At 71.0% G+C, this 15007-nt stretch carries 17 protein-coding genes; 4 read left to right on the top strand and 13 right to left on the bottom strand.

Annotated features, from left to right (window positions below; all coding sequences use genetic code 11):
- Window positions 1-4 precede the first annotated feature (4 nt).
- The 12 genes from panF to DA085_RS03405 all read right to left on the bottom strand — a co-directional run bounded on the left by panF (window position 5) and on the right by DA085_RS03405 (window position 11260).
- Window positions 5-1516, bottom strand: coding sequence for a sodium/pantothenate symporter (gene panF, locus DA085_RS03460; protein WP_109471561.1), 1512 nt, complete (start codon window positions 1514-1516; stop codon window positions 5-7).
- Window positions 1513-1884: a DUF997 family protein gene (locus DA085_RS03455; RefSeq protein ID WP_109471560.1), complete on the bottom strand. Its 372-nt coding sequence runs from the start codon at window positions 1882-1884 to the stop codon at window positions 1513-1515. The genes panF and DA085_RS03455 overlap by 4 nt, the downstream gene beginning before the upstream one ends.
- 91 nt (window positions 1885-1975) lie before the next feature.
- A complete protein-coding gene (locus DA085_RS03450) occupies window positions 1976-3046 on the bottom strand; it encodes an alanine racemase (RefSeq protein WP_109471559.1) in 1071 nt (356 codons plus the stop codon).
- Window positions 3043-4629, bottom strand: a complete 1587-nt coding sequence (locus DA085_RS03445) for an N-acyl-D-amino-acid deacylase family protein (RefSeq protein WP_109471558.1) — start codon at window positions 4627-4629, stop codon at window positions 3043-3045. Before DA085_RS03445 ends, DA085_RS03450 begins: the two co-directional genes overlap by 4 nt.
- The gene (locus DA085_RS03440) at window positions 4619-5575 is read right to left on the bottom strand and encodes a nitrilase-related carbon-nitrogen hydrolase (RefSeq protein WP_202619089.1); all 957 of its coding nucleotides are present in this window, start codon (window positions 5573-5575) and stop codon (window positions 4619-4621) included. Before DA085_RS03440 ends, DA085_RS03445 begins: the two co-directional genes overlap by 11 nt.
- A 152-nt stretch (window positions 5576-5727) precedes the next feature.
- Window positions 5728-6459, bottom strand: a complete 732-nt coding sequence (locus DA085_RS03435) for an urease accessory protein UreD (RefSeq protein ID WP_109471557.1) — start codon at window positions 6457-6459, stop codon at window positions 5728-5730.
- A complete protein-coding gene (gene ureG, locus DA085_RS03430; protein WP_109471556.1) occupies window positions 6456-7172 on the bottom strand; it encodes an urease accessory protein UreG in 717 nt (238 codons plus the stop codon). Before ureG ends, DA085_RS03435 begins: the two co-directional genes overlap by 4 nt.
- Window positions 7165-7845 (bottom strand): urease accessory protein UreF, encoded by a 681-nt coding sequence (locus tag DA085_RS03425; RefSeq protein ID WP_109471555.1) that lies wholly within the window; start codon window positions 7843-7845, stop codon window positions 7165-7167. Before DA085_RS03425 ends, ureG begins: the two co-directional genes overlap by 8 nt.
- Before the next feature lie 4 nt (window positions 7846-7849).
- A complete protein-coding gene (locus tag DA085_RS03420) occupies window positions 7850-9526 on the bottom strand; it encodes an urease subunit alpha (RefSeq protein WP_419866499.1) in 1677 nt (558 codons plus the stop codon).
- Between the two features lie 29 nt (window positions 9527-9555).
- Complete coding sequence (gene ureB, locus DA085_RS03415; RefSeq protein ID WP_109471553.1) at window positions 9556-10017, bottom strand: urease subunit beta; 462 nt, start codon at window positions 10015-10017, stop codon at window positions 9556-9558.
- Window positions 10014-10316, bottom strand: a complete 303-nt coding sequence (locus DA085_RS03410) for an urease subunit gamma (RefSeq protein WP_109471552.1) — start codon at window positions 10314-10316, stop codon at window positions 10014-10016. The genes ureB and DA085_RS03410 overlap by 4 nt, the downstream gene beginning before the upstream one ends.
- 185 nt (window positions 10317-10501) lie before the next feature.
- Entirely contained in the window at window positions 10502-11260 is a 759-nt protein-coding gene (locus DA085_RS03405) for an HAD family hydrolase (RefSeq protein WP_109471551.1), read from the bottom strand.
- 48 nt (window positions 11261-11308) lie between these two features.
- Between DA085_RS03405 and DA085_RS03400 the strand changes: the two genes are divergently transcribed.
- From DA085_RS03400 to DA085_RS03390, 3 genes are all read left to right on the top strand, one after another.
- Window positions 11309-11611, top strand: coding sequence for a hypothetical protein (locus DA085_RS03400; RefSeq protein ID WP_109471550.1), 303 nt, complete (start codon window positions 11309-11311; stop codon window positions 11609-11611).
- Between the two features lie 57 nt (window positions 11612-11668).
- Window positions 11669-12172: a LytR C-terminal domain-containing protein gene (locus DA085_RS03395; RefSeq protein WP_154402084.1), complete on the top strand. Its 504-nt coding sequence runs from the start codon at window positions 11669-11671 to the stop codon at window positions 12170-12172.
- 113 nt (window positions 12173-12285) lie between these two features.
- On the top strand, window positions 12286-12744 hold the full coding sequence (locus DA085_RS03390) for an SRPBCC family protein (protein WP_109471548.1): 459 nt from the start codon (window positions 12286-12288) through the stop codon (window positions 12742-12744).
- A gap of 93 nt (window positions 12745-12837) precedes the next feature.
- Here DA085_RS03390 and DA085_RS03385 read toward each other — a convergent pair whose 3' ends face one another.
- Entirely contained in the window at window positions 12838-13350 is a 513-nt protein-coding gene (locus tag DA085_RS03385; protein ID WP_109471547.1) for a polymer-forming cytoskeletal protein, read from the bottom strand.
- A gap of 313 nt (window positions 13351-13663) precedes the next feature.
- Between DA085_RS03385 and DA085_RS03380 the strand changes: the two genes are divergently transcribed.
- Complete coding sequence (locus DA085_RS03380) at window positions 13664-14803, top strand: hypothetical protein (protein ID WP_154402083.1); 1140 nt, start codon at window positions 13664-13666, stop codon at window positions 14801-14803.
- Window positions 14804-15007 lie beyond the last annotated feature (204 nt).

The raw sequence follows: 15007 nt of genomic DNA, 5'->3' as shown, positions 1-15007 counted from the left end.
CCGCCTACTGTCGCACGCCGCCCTGCGGCACGGCACCCAACCGGTCGATCTCGGCCTGGGTCCCCCAGAACTTGACCAGCACGTGCCGGGGCGGCGCAGACCCGAGGTAGCCGCCCAGGACGAAGAGGAGGACGGCGACGACCATGGCGTTGACGATCGGCAGGATCCCCATGGCCATCGCCGGGAACCACTGCGTCGAGGCGATGTACCACGCCACGCCGCCGACCATGCTCAGCATCGCTCCCAGCGCATTCGCCCGGCGCCAGTAGAGGCCCCCGACCAGCGGCACCGCGAACACGGCCTGGAGGCCGGCGATCGCGAAGACCACGAGGTACTGGAGCGCGTCGGGCGGCCGGAGCGCGAGCACGAGCACGATGACACCGATGAGGATGCTGACCAGCGTGCCGACGTTGGAGGCCCGGCGGTCGGAGAGGTTCGGCTTGAAGTACTCCATGTACACGTCCCGGACGATGGTGCCGCTGACCACGAGGATCATGGAGTCGACCGTCGACATGATGGCGGCGAGTGGGGCTGCCAGCAGCGCGCCCGCAAGGGCCCCCGGCAGGGTGTCGACGACCATGTTGGGCACGGCGAGGTCGACGATGTCGAGGTCGGGGAAGAAGACCCGCGCCGTCACGCCCATGGCGCCGAACCCCAGCGTGAAGATCGCCATGATGAGGGGGCCGGTCCACATCGCCAGGTGCGCGGTCTTGCTGTCCCGGTAGCTCATGGCCCGGATGGCGACGTGCGGGAGCGCGAAGAGCAGGAGACCGAACTGCAGGGAGTAGGCGAACATGTCGCCCAGGCCGATGCCGCTGGGACCCGGCAGGGTGCCCAGGTCGGGGTGGCTCCCGGCGAGCTGCTCGGCCATCGGGGTCGTCCCACCCAGGACGACCAGGACCGCCACCCAGAGGACGACCCCTCCGGCCAGCATGATGACACCCTGCACCGTGTCGCTGATGGCGTCCGCCATGAATCCGCCGAAGCCGGTGTAGAGCGCCACGACACCGGCGAAGGCGACGATCAGCACGGGGTAGGACACGCCCGTGATGCTCACCAGCAGACGGGCCCCGCCGACGAACTGGGCCACCATGTAGGCGACCAGGAAGAGGACGATGCCGAGGGAGGCGAAGGCCGTCACGGCCTTGCTCTCGAAGCGGTGCCTGAGGAAGTCCGTGATGGTGACGAAGTTGTGCTTGCGGCTCAGGATGGCGAACTTCTTGCCGAGGATCGCGAGCGTGATGAACGCTGCTGGCGCCTGGAAGAGGAACACCAGGACCCAGGCGTGACCACCCTGGTAGGCCAACCCGGGGACACCGATGAAGGTGCCTGCGCTGGCTGCCGAGGCCAGCAGGGTGAAGACGAGGACCACTGGCCCCAGTGTCCGGCCACCGATGTAGTACTCGGCCGTGACTCCACCTTCCGGTGCGTTCTTCTTGCGGAGGAAGGCCCACGCGCCGATGGCGAAGAGCCCGAGGATGTAGATGATGATGGGGATCAGGATGTCCCACTTCATGCCGTGTCACCTGCCTCGTCGTGGAGGGTCGTTCGGTCTCCGGTGCGCGTCGTGGCGTCGCCGTCCTCACCATGGGGCGAGAGGGAGACCTCGACGAAGTACCGCCGGATCAGGACGTACGGGATGAGGCAGAAGACCAGCGTGGCAACGCCGGCCGACCAGAGGAACCACTCGGGGAAACCGAGGACGTAGCGGATCTCCTCCGCGGCCTTGCCGTAGCCCAGGGTCCAGGCGACCGCCGTGACGACGATCGTGTAGACCACCCAGTACGCTCCCGCGATCCACGCCTCGCGCACCGAGGCGGCGTAGCGTGGATCCTCCTCGAAGTCGTTGACAGGTGCTGAACGCTGCGAATCGCTACTGCTCATCGGTCTCACCACTTACTCCTGGATCGTCAGTGCTGGTGTGTCTCGTTCCGCGGGTGCGGGATGGTGTCGTGCGGGTCCGGTCCTCCCTGGGTCATCGGTTCCGGCCGCGCGCGTCGACCGGCCACGGTGGCAGCTGCCGTCCACCCGCGACGGGGATGAGCTGGTCGACGAGGTTGACCGCGTTGCAGACGTGGTTCGGCACGACACGGACCCGGTCCCCGTGGTGCAGCTGGATCGTGGGTGGGACGGCCACCACCGCGTGGTGCTCGCTGAGCTGGACGATCCTGGCCTCCGGGTGGTCCAGCAGACGGCCGAAGCCGGTGGCATAGGCCGCCCGGTCCGCACCCAGCACCTTGCTCCCGGAGTCCAGGACGACAGACCCCGGACGCACGCTCACGACGCGCGCGTGCACGGTGAGCGCGATCTGGTCCGAGGGCACGGTGCCGAGCTCCCACTGCTGGGCGTCGTTGAAGACGTAGACGCCGGGGCGGGTCTCGGTGATGACGCCGGGGCGGGTGTGCGGTGTCGAGGGGGTGGACCCACCGCTCACCTCCACCCGGTCGAGGTGGAGCTCTGCGCGCAGGAGCTCCGCGGCCTGCCGCAGTGCGTCGGCCTCCTCACGGGCCGCCCTCCCGCCCTCTCCCGGCGCGTAGCTGTGGCCCGGGAAGGTGAACACTCCTCGCACAGTGAGGCCGTGGTCACCGGCGGCGCGCGCGACCCGGGCCACCTGCTCGGGGGAACACCCGCTGCGGTGGTGCCCGGAGTCCACCTCGATCATCAGCTCGACCCGGCGGTCCAGCCCCTTCGCGAGATGGTGGACCGCCTCCTCCGAGTCCGTGCCGACAGCCACCCGGGCGCCCTCGCTGAGCCGCGCGAGGGAGGCGAGCTGGGAGTCGTCCGGCCACAGCGGATAGGCGATGAACAGGTCCGAGCAGACCTCGGCGAAGACCTCGGCCTCACCGACCGTGGCGACGGTCAGGCCAGCGGCGCCGGCGGCCAGCTGGCGACGGGCGATCTCCAGGGACTTGTGCGTCTTCACGTGGGGACGCACCCGGACGCCGAGACCGGCCAGGTGCTCGTGCACCGAGCGGATGTTGCGCTCCAGGACCTCGACATCCACCACGGTGGCCGGAGTCGGGACGCTGACCGTCGGGGACGTCATGCGGGAACCAGCCTCTGGCCGTGTCGGACTCCCTGCCAGCGGCCGTCGCTGACGACGACCTGTCCGTCCTGGAGCACGAACCCGATGCCGGTCGGCGCTGCCGTCGGGTCGTCGTACGTCGCCTCATCAACGATCCGGTCGGGGTCAAAGGTGACCAGGTCGGCAGCGGCATGACGGCTGATCCGACCACGGTCGCGCAGGCCGAAGATGTCCGCCGGCAGGGACGTCATCCGTCGCACCGCCTCCTCCAGGGTGAGCACCTGCTCGTCCCGGACGTAGTGGCCCAGGACCCGGGGGAAGGTGCCGAAGGTCCGCGGGTGTGGTCGACCGCCGGTGCCGGGTGGCAGCCCGTCGGAGCCGATCGCGGTCATCGGGTGGGCCAGTGCGGCCCGCACGTCGCCCTCGTGCATCATGTGCATGACCATCGTGGCCTCCAGCTCCTCCTCGCGCAGGATCATCACCAGGGCCTCGAACGGGGAGCACTGTCGCTGGTCGGCCAGCGCCGCCAACGACTGGCCCACGTGACGCTGGGAGCGCGTGCTGGACACGACGATCTTGTCCCACCCCGTGGCGGCCACCAGGTTCTCGTAGGACCGGTCCCGCTCGATGTCACGCTCCGCGCGCCGACGGGCGTCCTCGGAGTCCAACCGCGCCAGCACCGCCGCGCCGCCGCCGTCCTGGAACCAGGGCGGGAGCAGCGCGGTCAGCATGGTGCTGCCCGCGGTGTAGGGGTAGGCGTCGTGGGTGACGCTCTCACCCCGGTCACGCGCACGGTCAAGGGTCGCCAGCACCTCCGGCATACGCCCCCAGAGGTCTCGGTCAGCGATCTTGAGGTGTGAGACGTGGAGCCGGCAGTGGCCGGCGGCCGCCGCCAGGGACTCACTGATGCTGTCGAACAGGTGGGTGGTCTCGCTCCGCATGTGGGTCGCGTAGACGCGGTCCGGGCCGAGCACCCGGGTCAGGGACTCCACCTCGGCCGGCTCGGCGAAGAGTCCGGGCGGGTAGATCAGGCCGCTGGACAGCCCGAAGGCCCCCTCCTCCAGGGCGCGTTCCAGCAGGTGCACCATCCGAGCGACCTCAGGCTGGTCCGCAGGGCGGCCCTCGGCGCCCATGGCGGCGATACGCAGGATGTTGTGTCCCACCAGCGGCACGTGGTGGGTGACCCTCCCCGCGGCGTCCGCCCGCAGCAGCATCTCCTGCATGCTCCGCCAGTCGACGGGGATCGGCGGGAACAACCGTCGCAGCAGGGCCTGGGCCGCGTCGTCGTGGAGGACCTCGAGCGGCGCCAGGCTGAAACCGCAGTTCCCGACCACCTCCGTCGTGACGCCCTGCTCGATCTTCGACACGTCGTCATCGACGAGGAAGGGCACGTTGTCGGCGTGGGAGTGTGCGTCGATGAAGCCGGGCGCGACGACCTGCCCCGTGCAGTCGAGCCGGGTGACCTCACTCGGCACCGCGGCGCCGGGCGGCAGGACGTCCGTGATCCGTCCCCGCTCCACCAGGACCGTGCCCGGACGGGCCGGCGTCCCGGTGCCGTCGAGCACCTGCCCGCCGAGCAGGGCGACCCCCCGGTCAGTCGTCATGGCCACCCGCGATCGCCGCGACGACGGGCTCGCCGACGCCGGTGCGCTCGACGATCAGCTGGTAGTGCTCCGGCCGTCGGTGCCGGGAGAAGTTGAACATCTCCGCCCGGAAGGGCTCAGCCACACCGGGGTCATAGGCACCGATCACCAGCTCGTCGCCGTCGCCGGTCGCCCGGGAGACCACGTCACCCCCCGGTGTCACGATGCACGAACCGCCGATGAGGCGTTGCCCGTCCTCCACCCCCGACTTCGCGGCCGCCAGCACCCAGAGCGCGTTCTGGTAGGCCCCGGCCCGCACGGACAGGAGGTGTTCCTCCATCATCCGGTGGGGTTCGGGGTTCATGCCCGGCACGCCGCTGACGGGAGTGTTGTAGCCGATGGCCACCAGGTCGGCGCCCTGGAGGGCCAGCACGCGGTACGTCTCGGCCCACCGCCTGTCGTTGCAGGTGGCGAGCCCGACCTTCAGCCCGGCGAGGGTGACGACCGGGAACCCGACGTCACCGACCTCGAAGTAGTACTTCTCCAGGTGCTGGTGCTCCATCTTCCGGTCCTCGGCGTGCCCGGGCAGGTGGATCTTCCGATAGGACCCGACGATCGTTCCGTCGACATCGACGGCGCACACCGTGTTGAACCGGCGCTGGTCCGGAGTCAGCTCGGCATAACCCAGCACGAAGGCGACGCCGAGCTCTCGGGCACGGTCGAACAGCGGCTGCGTGTCCGCGTTCGGCATCTCGCGTTCGAAGTACTTCTCGGCCATCTCCGGGCTCGGCAGGAAGTACCGCGGGAAGAAGGTCGTGAGGGTGAGCTCGGGGAACACCACGAGCCGGCACCCGTGGGCGGCGGCTCGCTCCAGCAGGGCGATCAACCGCCGCACCACCGCGCTCCGACTCTCGTCCGGCTGAATGCCACCGACCTGTCCCACAGCAACAAGCGTCGTCTGAGCCACGCTGATCCACCCTTCATGCAAACGATTGCGGTCAGGTTAACGCTGACCTCCCGACCTGTCAAGGGATCGATGAGACGCCGTCAGGTGCCCACGAACGGGGCCTGGGGCGTCAACGCAAAGGGGCTCGCGAGAGGCTCAGGGTCCCGGTGGGCTCACGCCCCGGGCTGCGCCTGACGCCACCTCTCCCAGGTGGGGTCAAGGGCGGCCTCGGCGTCGTGAGCGTGCTGGGTGACCGCGCGCCGCAGGGCCCCCGGACCGGCGAGCAGGGTCTCGTGCGGGTGCGCCGTCTCCGACGGTGCGGCCCCGAGGAGGGCGACCGTGGCGAGCACCCGCGCCGTCCCGAGGACGCCGGGCGCCGACCGCCGGCGGTCGTCCGTGAGATCGAGGTCCTCGACGAGCAGCGGTGCGCCGCCTGCAGTCGCCGACAGGCTGGCCCGCAGTGATCCGCCGACCTCGCCACTACGTCCGAGGACGAGGGTCTCCCGCATCAGGACGGTGCCGCCGGGGGCGAGCTCGATCTGCGTGCTGCGGTGCACATCGGCACCGTGGGAGACGACGAAGGGTGCCGCCGGCCACAGGAGCCGACCCCCCTCGGCCACCCGGATGACAGCCGACCAGTGTGCGCGACCGCCTCGGCAGTCGTAGGCGACCGTGCCGGAGGGCTCGATGAGCTCCAGGCAGCTGTCGGGCCCCACGTCGATCTCCAGGCGCAGGTCGTCACCGGCCAGGAGGGTGGCGCACGCGGCGACGAGGGCGACCGAGACCCGGTCGCCGCGCACGCCCAGCACCCGGGGACGCACGAACGTGCTGGTGGCGAGCCTGGTGACCTGCGCGGTGCCCTGGCGGTTCGCGACCGACACCTGGGCAGGCGCCGGCCGGCTCACGAGTGGTCGTGCTCCATGGCGTGGCTGTGCGGGGCCATCGGACCGGGGTCCTTGGCCACGTGGCGACCCGCGCGGTGGTCGGCCAGGATGCTGTCGACCCACTCGCACAGGCGGCTGACCGAGGCCGGGTCGTGCTGGCTCAGGGCCAGCACCGGGAGCCCACCGCGGACGTGCCCGGCGTCGTGGACCATCTGCTCGGGATCCACGCCGACATGGGGAGCCAGGTCGGTCTTGTTGATGACGAGCAGGTCGGCCCGCTCGATGCCCGGGCCGCCCTTGCGGGCCACGTCACCACCGCCGGCCACGTCCAGGCAGAAGATCTGGGCATCCACCAGCGCGGGGCTGAACGTTGCGGTGAGGTTGTCCCCGCCGCTCTCGACGATGACCAGGTCCAGGGGCGCGAAGGCGCGCTCGAGGTCCTCCACCGCCAGCAGGTTGGCGGTCACGTCGTCGCGGATCGCCGTGTGCGGGCAGGCACCCGTCTCGACGGCCTTGATACGCTCCACCGGCAGGACTCCCGCCGCACGCAGCAGCCGCGCGTCCTCGTCCGTGTAGATGTCGTTGGTCACGACCGCGATCTCCATCCGGGAGGCCAGCTCCCGGCACAGGGTCGCGATCAGGGTGCTCTTGCCGGTGCCGACGGGGCCGGCGACGCCGAGGCGCAACGGCCGGCGCGCGACGTCGGTCGTGTCTCCGGACTGCTGTTCAGGCAACAAAGATCCTCCTCGAGCTCGTCTCGTGGTCCAGTGACCACTGCTCCACCACGGGGGCGGCCAGTGCCGGCAGGTCCGCGGTGTCGTGGACCGCCAGGGCGCGGCCCACCATAGCCTCCAGGACCGCCGCGCTGTCGAGCACCCAACCCGTGGCCTCGACGGGGTCCACCGGCAGCAGCTTGAGGGCTGCGGCCGTCACGGTCTGGAGGTCGTCGTACAGGCTGGCCCGGGCGACCTGTCGCTCGTCCATGCCGACCGCTGCGCCCACGACCCCCAGTGCCACGGGACGCAACGGCGCGTCCTGCCACCGGGAGAGCTCGACCACGCCCGGATGGTCCGGGAACAGTCGGACGCCCAGCCGCTGCAGGCCCCGGCCGAGCAGGCCAGAGGCCGTGCGCAGAGCCGCGCTCGGGGTCCGGGCCAGCAGCGCGGCCTGCACCCCGGCCAGGCCGGACGGCTCACGGGCCGCCTGCCGACGGGCCAGGACCGCTGCGGTGGCCTCGACGAGGCCGACGGTGCGCAGGCGCGCCTCGAGGTAGTCCGGGATCTGCTCCACGGTGAGGCCGGAGCGCACTGCGGGCTCCAGGCCGGCGGAGTGGGAGTAGCTGCCGGTGGGCAGCCGTCCGTCGGCCAGCAGGAGCGCGCCCAGCTCGGCGGTCGGCTCAGCGGACACCGGATCAGAACATCAGGTAGCGCTGGGCCAGCGGAACCCGCTCGACCGGGCGGGGTCGGACCAGCTCGCCGTCGATGCTGATCGCGAAGGTCTCGGGGTCGACCTCGAGCCTCGGCAGGGCGGTGTTGTTGGGCATGTCCGCCTTGGTCAGGGCGCGGGTGGGCCGCACTGCCGTCAGCCGTCGCCGCAGCCCCAGCCGCTCCGCCAGCCCGTCCTCGATCGCCTTCGGCGACACGAACGACGTCGCCAGGTGGGGTGCGGAGCCGGGTGACGCCGGCAGCGCCGGGCGCTGGAAGACAGGCTGAGGCGTCGGGATCGCGCCGTTGACGTCGCCCATCTGGGCGACGACGATGGCACCGCCCTTGATCACGGCCGCGGGACGGATCCCGAAGAACGCGGGGTCCCACAGCACCAGGTCGGCCATCTTGCCGGGCTCCACGGAGCCGACCTCGTGGTCGATGCCGTGCGCGATGGCCGGGCAGATCGTGTACTTGGCGACGTAGCGCCGCGCGCGCTCGTTGTCGGCGGGCAGCGACGACCCCAGGGACCCGACCCGGTGCTTCATGACGTGCGCCACCTGCCAGGTGCGGCAGACCAGCTCACCGATCCGGCCCATCGCCTGGGCGTCCGAGGAGGTGATCGAGATCGCCCCCATGTCCTGCAGGAGGTCCTCCGCCGCCATCGTGGTGCCCCGGATCCGGGACTCGGCGAAGGCCAGGTCCTCCGGCACCCTCGGGTTGAGGTGGTGGGCCACCATGAGCATGTCGAGGTGCTCGGCCTCGGTGTTCACCGAGTGCGGGAGGGTCGGGTTGGTGGAGGCCGGGAGCACATTCGGCTCGCTGGCCACCACGATGATGTCCGGTGCGTGCCCGCCGCCGGCGCCCTCGGAGTGGAAGACGTGGATGCCCCGGCCCGCGATGGCGTCGAGCGTGTGCTGCACGTAGCCGGCCTCGTTGAGGCTGTCGGCGTGCAGCGCCACCTGCAGACCGTGCTCGTCGGCGGCACGCAGTGCGGCGTCGATCGCCGCCGGGGTGGCCCCCCAGTCCTCGTGGACCTTGTAGCCTCCGGCACCCGCCAGGGCCTCCTGCTCAAGGGCCTCCTGGCTGACGGTGCTGCCCTTGCCGAACAGCAGCACGTTGACGGGCAGGTGGTCCAGCGCCCGGTGCATCATCGCCAGGGACCAGGCTCCCGGAGTCACCGTCGTCGCCTTCGAGCCCTCCGTGGGGCCCGTGCCGCCACCGACCAGCGTGGTCGTGCCCGTCGCGAGCGCCTCGTGCATCTCCGTCTCGTTGAGGAAGTGCACGTGGGTGTCGACGGCGCCGGCGGTGAGGATCTTGCCCTCGCCGGCGATGACGTCGGTGCTGGGGCCGATGTGCAGGTCGGGGTGGACCCCGTCCATCACGTCGGGGTTGCCGGACTTGCCGATCGCGACGATCCGGCCGTCGCGCAGGCCCACGTCGCCGCGGACGATGCCCCAGTGGTCCAGCACCACCGCGTTGGTGATGACCAGGTCGAGCGCACCCTGGTCGCGCGTGGTCAGGCCCTGGCCCATGGACTCGCGGATGGTCTTGCCGCCACCGAAGACGATCTCGTCCCCGCCGCCGGTCAGATCCTGCTCCACCTGGATCCACAGGTCGGTGTCGCCCAGCCGCACCTGGTCGCCCACGCTGGGGCCGTACATCTGGACGTACTCACGACGATCGATCCTGCTCACGGCGTCTCCTGTCCTGACTCTGACGCGCCGGCCTCCGCCTGCGTCGGTTCCTCGCTGACCCGGACCTGGTAGCCGCTGGCCCGCTGCGGTGTCTCCACCTCGGTGCCCGGCGTGCCGAAGGGGACGACCGGCTTGGGCTCGCGGTGGTGGCTGGGCAGGTCGTCCGGCTGACGGACCTGGAGACCGGGCACGACCTTGCGCCCCGCGAGGGCGACGATCTCGACGGTCCTGCTGACGCCCGGCTCGAACCGCACGGAGGTCCCGGACGGGATGTCCAGCCGGTAGCCCTCTGCGGCGACGCGGTCGAACCCGAGGGCCGGGTTGGCGGCGGGCAGGTGCAGGTGCGAGCCCACCTGGATGGGCCGGTCACCCTCGTTGACCATGACCAGGGTCTGGCGGTCCCGGCCCGTGTTGAGATCCAGCGGCTCGGCGCCGACGCGCACCTCTCCGGGGATCACGGGATCGGGTCCGTGATCGTGACGAGCTTGCGCCCGTCGGGGAACGTGGCCTCGATCTGCACGTCCGGAATCATCTCCGGCACTCCCTCCATGACGTCCTCGCGGGTCAGCACGTGCCGCCCGTCGTTCATCAGGTCGGCGACCCGGGCACCGTCCCGGGCGCGCTCCAGTGCCCAGCAGGACAGCAGGGCGACCGCCTCCGGGTGGTTGAGGCGAACGCCTCTCTCATGACGGTCGCGCGCGACCATCCCGGCCACGCTCAACAACAGCTTCTCGGTGTCCGATGGAGTGAAATGCATCCTTCAAACCTCTCAAACCCTGGAGACAGACCTCGCGGCAGGCGGTTCCGCTGAGTCGATTCGAGCAGAGGCTCCAGGGGGTGTCAACCGCTCGGACGACACGGTGGCGTCTCGCTGCCACCACGTGCCGTCCGGTGCACCTCCCGTCCCACGGTGGCGCCGCGCGCGGGACCGTGGCGGGCCGGTCAGACGTCCGTCCGCACCCCGGCGAAGTGCACGGCCTGCCACCCGAAAGCCAGCGCGGCGGTGACGTTCTCCGCCCGGTCATCCGTGAACAGCACCTGCTCCCGGGCGACCGGTCCACCACGGTGCACCTCGATGGCCGCGTGCGCTGCGGCATACGCCCCCTGGTCCGGCTTGGCCACCCCGAGGACCGCGCTGTTCAGGACCACGTCGACCAGGTGGTCCAGGCCGATCTGACGCAGCTCGGCGGGGATGTTGTCGGTGCCGTTCGTGAACAGGAAGACCTGCCGGCCGTCCTCCTCGAGCTCGGCCATCAGCTCGACCGTCTCGGCGACCGGCGCTCCGCGGTCGGCGACCCAGCGCGCGACAGACTCCTGCGCCCGGTCCGGATCGGTCCCCCGGCCCACCAGGACCGCCACGATCTGACTGCACCACTGCGCGAAGGTCGTGCGGCCGGTGACGACAGGGCGCAGCAGCTCGGGCGCGAACGCCAGGGCGAGGAACTCCTCGGCGGTCAGACCAAGGTCGGCCGCCACGGACTCCGAGGTGGTCGGCGCGAACTCGCGCACGACACCGTCGAGGTCGAAGACCACGACCGCGCACCCCTGCGCGAGCCGCCGGATCGTCCCGTGAGGAGCGTCCGCCGCCGGCTGGCTCCCCCCGTCGTGGTCGCCGCCCTCGAACACTGCGGCAGGCGGCGCCACGGAGTCGCCCTCGACAGCGGAGCCACCGCGGGTCTGCTCGTCCGGTTCCTTGCCCACGCGAGCACTCTAGTGACCGTCTGCCGCCCGGGCTCCTACACTGGGCCCATGATCTTCAAGGGAGTGGGCGACGGTCAGCCGTACCCTCCCCACCACCTCGAGGACTGGTCGCACCTGCCGCCGCGCATGATCCGGCTCGATGAGCTGATCACCACCAAGTCGACGCTCGACCTGCAGCACCTGCTCGCGGCGGACTCCACGTTCTACGGCGACATCTTCTGCCACGTGGTGCAGTACCGCGACCAGCTCTACCTCGAGGACGGTCTGCACCGCGCGCTGCGCGCCGCCCTGGGTGGCCGCCCGATCGTGCACGGGCGTGTCCTCGTGCTCCCCGACCCGGGCGCTCGGTAGCGTTCGCTCACCGGATCACCAAGGAGCTCGCCCGTGGGTTATGTCCGCACTGCCGGCATGTCGACCGCCGCACGACGACGCCGCCGTCGCGCGGCCCTGGTGCTGACCGCCCTGGTCGCACTGCTGGCCGCTGTCGGCCTCTACGCCTTTGCCTACTACCAGGGCTGGCTGCCCGGCGACGGTGCCTCCGGCAGCGACACCGACCAGGTGACCGCGACCGCCACCGCTCCGGCCCTCCAGCCGTCGGACGTGACCGTCAACGTCTACAACGCCTCCGGGGCCGTCGGCGTGGCGGGCCGCACCTCCGAGGCGCTGGCCTCCCGCGGCTACTCCATCGACGCGGTGGACAACGCTCCTGCCGGCACCGAGGCCCCACAGGTCGCCGAGATCCGCCACGGCCCGGCGGGCGCGGAGGGCGCCCGGCTGCTGAGCAGCCTGTTCCCCGAGGCCGTGGTGGTCGCCGACGAGCGCGAGGACGACGAGGTCGACCTCTACATCGGTGCGGAGTTCGAGGAGATCGAGCCGGTCGCGACCGACGACTCGGCCACCGCGACCGAGTGAGCCCGCCTCCGCCGTGGCGGCCATCTGCTCGAGCGGGGAGACCGACCCGCGCACGGAGCTGAGCACGGCCTCAGGCGGGTAACCTCGGACGGACACCGTCGGGAAGGAACGCCGTGAGCGAGATCGTCGTCAGCCGGATCATCGAGACGACCCCCGAACGGGTCTGGGAGGTCCTCACCGACCTCGACCGCGCCCCCGAGACCCTCACGGGCGTCACCGACGTGCAGCGACTGACCGACGGGCCGTATGCCGTGGGCACCCGCTGGCGCGAGACCCGCACCATGTTCGGGAAGAAGTCGACCGAGGAGATGTGGGTGACGGCCAGCGACCCGTGGCGTCGCAGCGAGATCCACGCCGAGTCCTCTGGCGCGCACTATGTCACCGAGTTCCTGCTTGCACCGCTGGACGATGGTGCCCGCACCGAGCTGACGGTGCGCTTCGCCGCCGAACCGGTCGGGCCGTCCGCGGTGCAGAAGGCGCTCATGGCCGTCCTGGGCGGCGTCGCCACCCGGGCGACCCGCAAGGCGCTGGAGCAGGACCTGGCCGACATCGCGGCCGCTGCCGAGGCCTGATCCGGGACAGCCAGTGCACCCGGGACAGCCGACCGGCCCCACGATCGGTGGTCGCGGGGCCGGCTGGGTGTGGGGTGCTGGTTCAGCGAGCAGTCAGAACCGCTTGCACTGGCCCTCCTTGTTGCCGTTGACCTTGTTGTAGGCCCCCTTGGGCACTGGCGAGTTGCTCTTGCACTGCAGGTTGCCGTCCACACGGTTGCTGTAGACGTAGGTGGCACCGGCCTTGGTGTTGCCGAAGAGCTGGATGTCACCATTCACCGTGTTGCGCCGCAGGTTGCTGGCGCCGCCCTGTGTGGCCTGGATGTTGCCGTCGACGAAGGAGTCGACGGTGTGCAGGGCGCGATGTCCCGCGGCCTGGACGTCCCCGTCGACGCGGACCGCACTCGCCCTCAGGGTGGCGTTCGCTCGGACCTCGACATTGCCCTTGACCACGGTGCCGTTGAGGGTGCACGTCTTGCCCCTGGGAACGATGAGGTTGTCGGAGATCGTGACCTTGCCGATCGTCCCGGCGCAGAGCCGGTCGCCCGCCTGTGCCGCGGGCGCCGTCACCATCAGGCTGCCCACCAGAACCGCCGCAGCGGCCGCCGTGCTGAAGATGCGCTTCACAAGAGTGTCCTTTCTCAGGAGGCTCTGTGGCCTCTGTCCCGGCGAGGAGGTTCGCTGGGCCCTGGTGGAGAAGTTATGGCGGCTCTGTGAAGAGGCGATGAGGTGGCGGTGAGACTTCTCTCAGAAGGCGCTCAGGGGCCCGGATGCCCGCTCGGACGGTCCCTGCCACGGTGAGTGAGCCTCCCCCGGGCGGGAGGTGGGTTCGTTCCTGCTGAACGTGGCCGCCACGCAGGCGACGAGCCTCCCCCGGGCGGGAGGTGGGTTCACCCGCGCGGGTGATCTGCTGCGGGGCCAGGTCGCGGACCGTGGAGATATGACAACCCGACACGACATCGCACCACCTCGAGCCTCGGTGACCACCAGTGCCGGCGGCCGGGCCCGGTGGCTGCTCCTCCTCGCGGCGCTCGCGGGCGCCGCCGTCGCCACACTCGGTCTCGTGTGGCTGCTGCAGCCGGACCAGAACCAGTTCGTCGACCCTGAGCACGCACTGCTCCGAACCTGGCTCACCGCCGGCCAGACCGCTGCGGTCGCCACCGGCGTCGGGGTGCTCGGACTGGTGGCGGCAGCCCTCGCGCTGGCCTACCAACGCACCGAGCGGGGCGCGGCCGCACGGCGGCTGCCGGGGTGGCTCGCCGTCGTCGGCCTCGTGCAGACGGTCACCATCGGCGTGGGACTCAGCGCCGTGACCATGATCGCCTCGGCGGGCTACGTCATGGCGTTCACCGTCCCCGTCGCGGTCCTGTTCATCGTGGTCCAGCTGCTGCGCCGGGGTGGCGCCGGCCGCTGGCTCGCCCTCGCCGGCGTCACGGCCACCGTGGGCTACGGCCTCGTCTCCGGCATCCTGTCCCGCGAGTCGGTCGGCAACATGCTCGACCTCGCACAGACCCTGCCACGGCACCTCTACCTCGAGACGACCATGCCGTTCCTGCTGATCGCCGGCGTGCTGGCGTGGGTGTCCCTCACGGCCAGTGTCCTGCCCACCGAGCGGCTCGGCTCCTGGGTGCTGCGACACCGTCGCGCGATCACCGTCTTGGCTGCGCTGGGACCACTGCCCTACGCCCTGGTCCGGCTGACCTGGCTGACACCGTGGCCGCAGTTCGCGCCGGGTGACATGCCCGCTGAGATCCGCCTGCAGGGACTGCTCATCTCGGCGGGAGCCTGGGCCGGGTTCGTGCTGACGCTCGGGCTCATCCAGCGGTGGGGCGAGATCTTCCCGCGCTGGATGCCGGGTGTCGCCGGGCGACCCGTGCCGGTCTGGTTCGCGGCCGTGCCCGGCGCGCTCGTCGCCACCATCCTGTGCGCCGCTGCGGTGCCGATCGTGCTGATGTTCCTGGAGCAGGGTGTGCGCGACGGTCTGGTCAGTGCGCTGATCTTCCCCTTCTGGCTCTGGGGGCCGGCGCTCGCCCTCGCCGTCTGGGGCTACGTGCTCCACCGGCGAGGTGTCCCCGGGTGACCGGAGGTACCTGCTCGCACACCCCCTCCCGCAGCGCAGCAGCACCGACACCCGCGACAGCGTCGTGCAGAAGCGGGCAACGGTGACCGCACTTGCACGCCGACAGGAGGCACACCCCCTCCCGCAGCGCAGCAGCACCGACACCCGCGACAGCGTCGTGCAGAAGCGGGCAACGGTGACCGCACTTGCACGCCGACAGGAGGC

It is taken from the genome of Ornithinimicrobium cavernae (assembly GCF_003121625.1).
In the GTDB taxonomy this organism is placed as follows: Bacteria; Actinomycetota; Actinomycetes; order Actinomycetales; family Dermatophilaceae; genus Ornithinicoccus; species Ornithinicoccus cavernae.
Note: the sequence above shows the minus strand (reverse complement) of the source record. Positions and strands in the feature narration are given on the sequence as shown.

What these genes read in the sequence shown, in the direction of transcription:
- panF (WP_109471561.1), bottom strand. Translation starts at nt 1,516, where the DNA reads ATGAAGTGGGACATCCTGATCCCCATCATCATCTACATCCTCGGGCTC.
- DA085_RS03455 (WP_109471560.1), bottom strand. Translation starts at nt 1,884, where the DNA reads ATGAGCAGTAGCGATTCGCAGCGTTCAGCACCTGTCAACGACTTCGAG.
- DA085_RS03450 (WP_109471559.1), bottom strand. Translation starts at nt 3,046, where the DNA reads ATGACGTCCCCGACGGTCAGCGTCCCGACTCCGGCCACCGTGGTGGAT.
- DA085_RS03445 (WP_109471558.1), bottom strand. Translation starts at nt 4,629, where the DNA reads ATGACGACTGACCGGGGGGTCGCCCTGCTCGGCGGGCAGGTGCTCGAC.
- DA085_RS03420 (WP_419866499.1), bottom strand. Translation starts at nt 9,526, where the DNA reads ATGTACGGCCCCAGCGTGGGCGACCAGGTGCGGCTGGGCGACACCGAC.
- DA085_RS03410 (WP_109471552.1), bottom strand. Translation starts at nt 10,316, where the DNA reads ATGCATTTCACTCCATCGGACACCGAGAAGCTGTTGTTGAGCGTGGCC.
- DA085_RS03400 (WP_109471550.1), top strand. Translation starts at nt 11,309, where the DNA reads ATGATCTTCAAGGGAGTGGGCGACGGTCAGCCGTACCCTCCCCACCAC.
- DA085_RS03395 (WP_154402084.1), top strand. Translation starts at nt 11,669, where the DNA reads ATGTCGACCGCCGCACGACGACGCCGCCGTCGCGCGGCCCTGGTGCTG.
- DA085_RS03380 (WP_154402083.1), top strand. Translation starts at nt 13,664, where the DNA reads ATGACAACCCGACACGACATCGCACCACCTCGAGCCTCGGTGACCACC.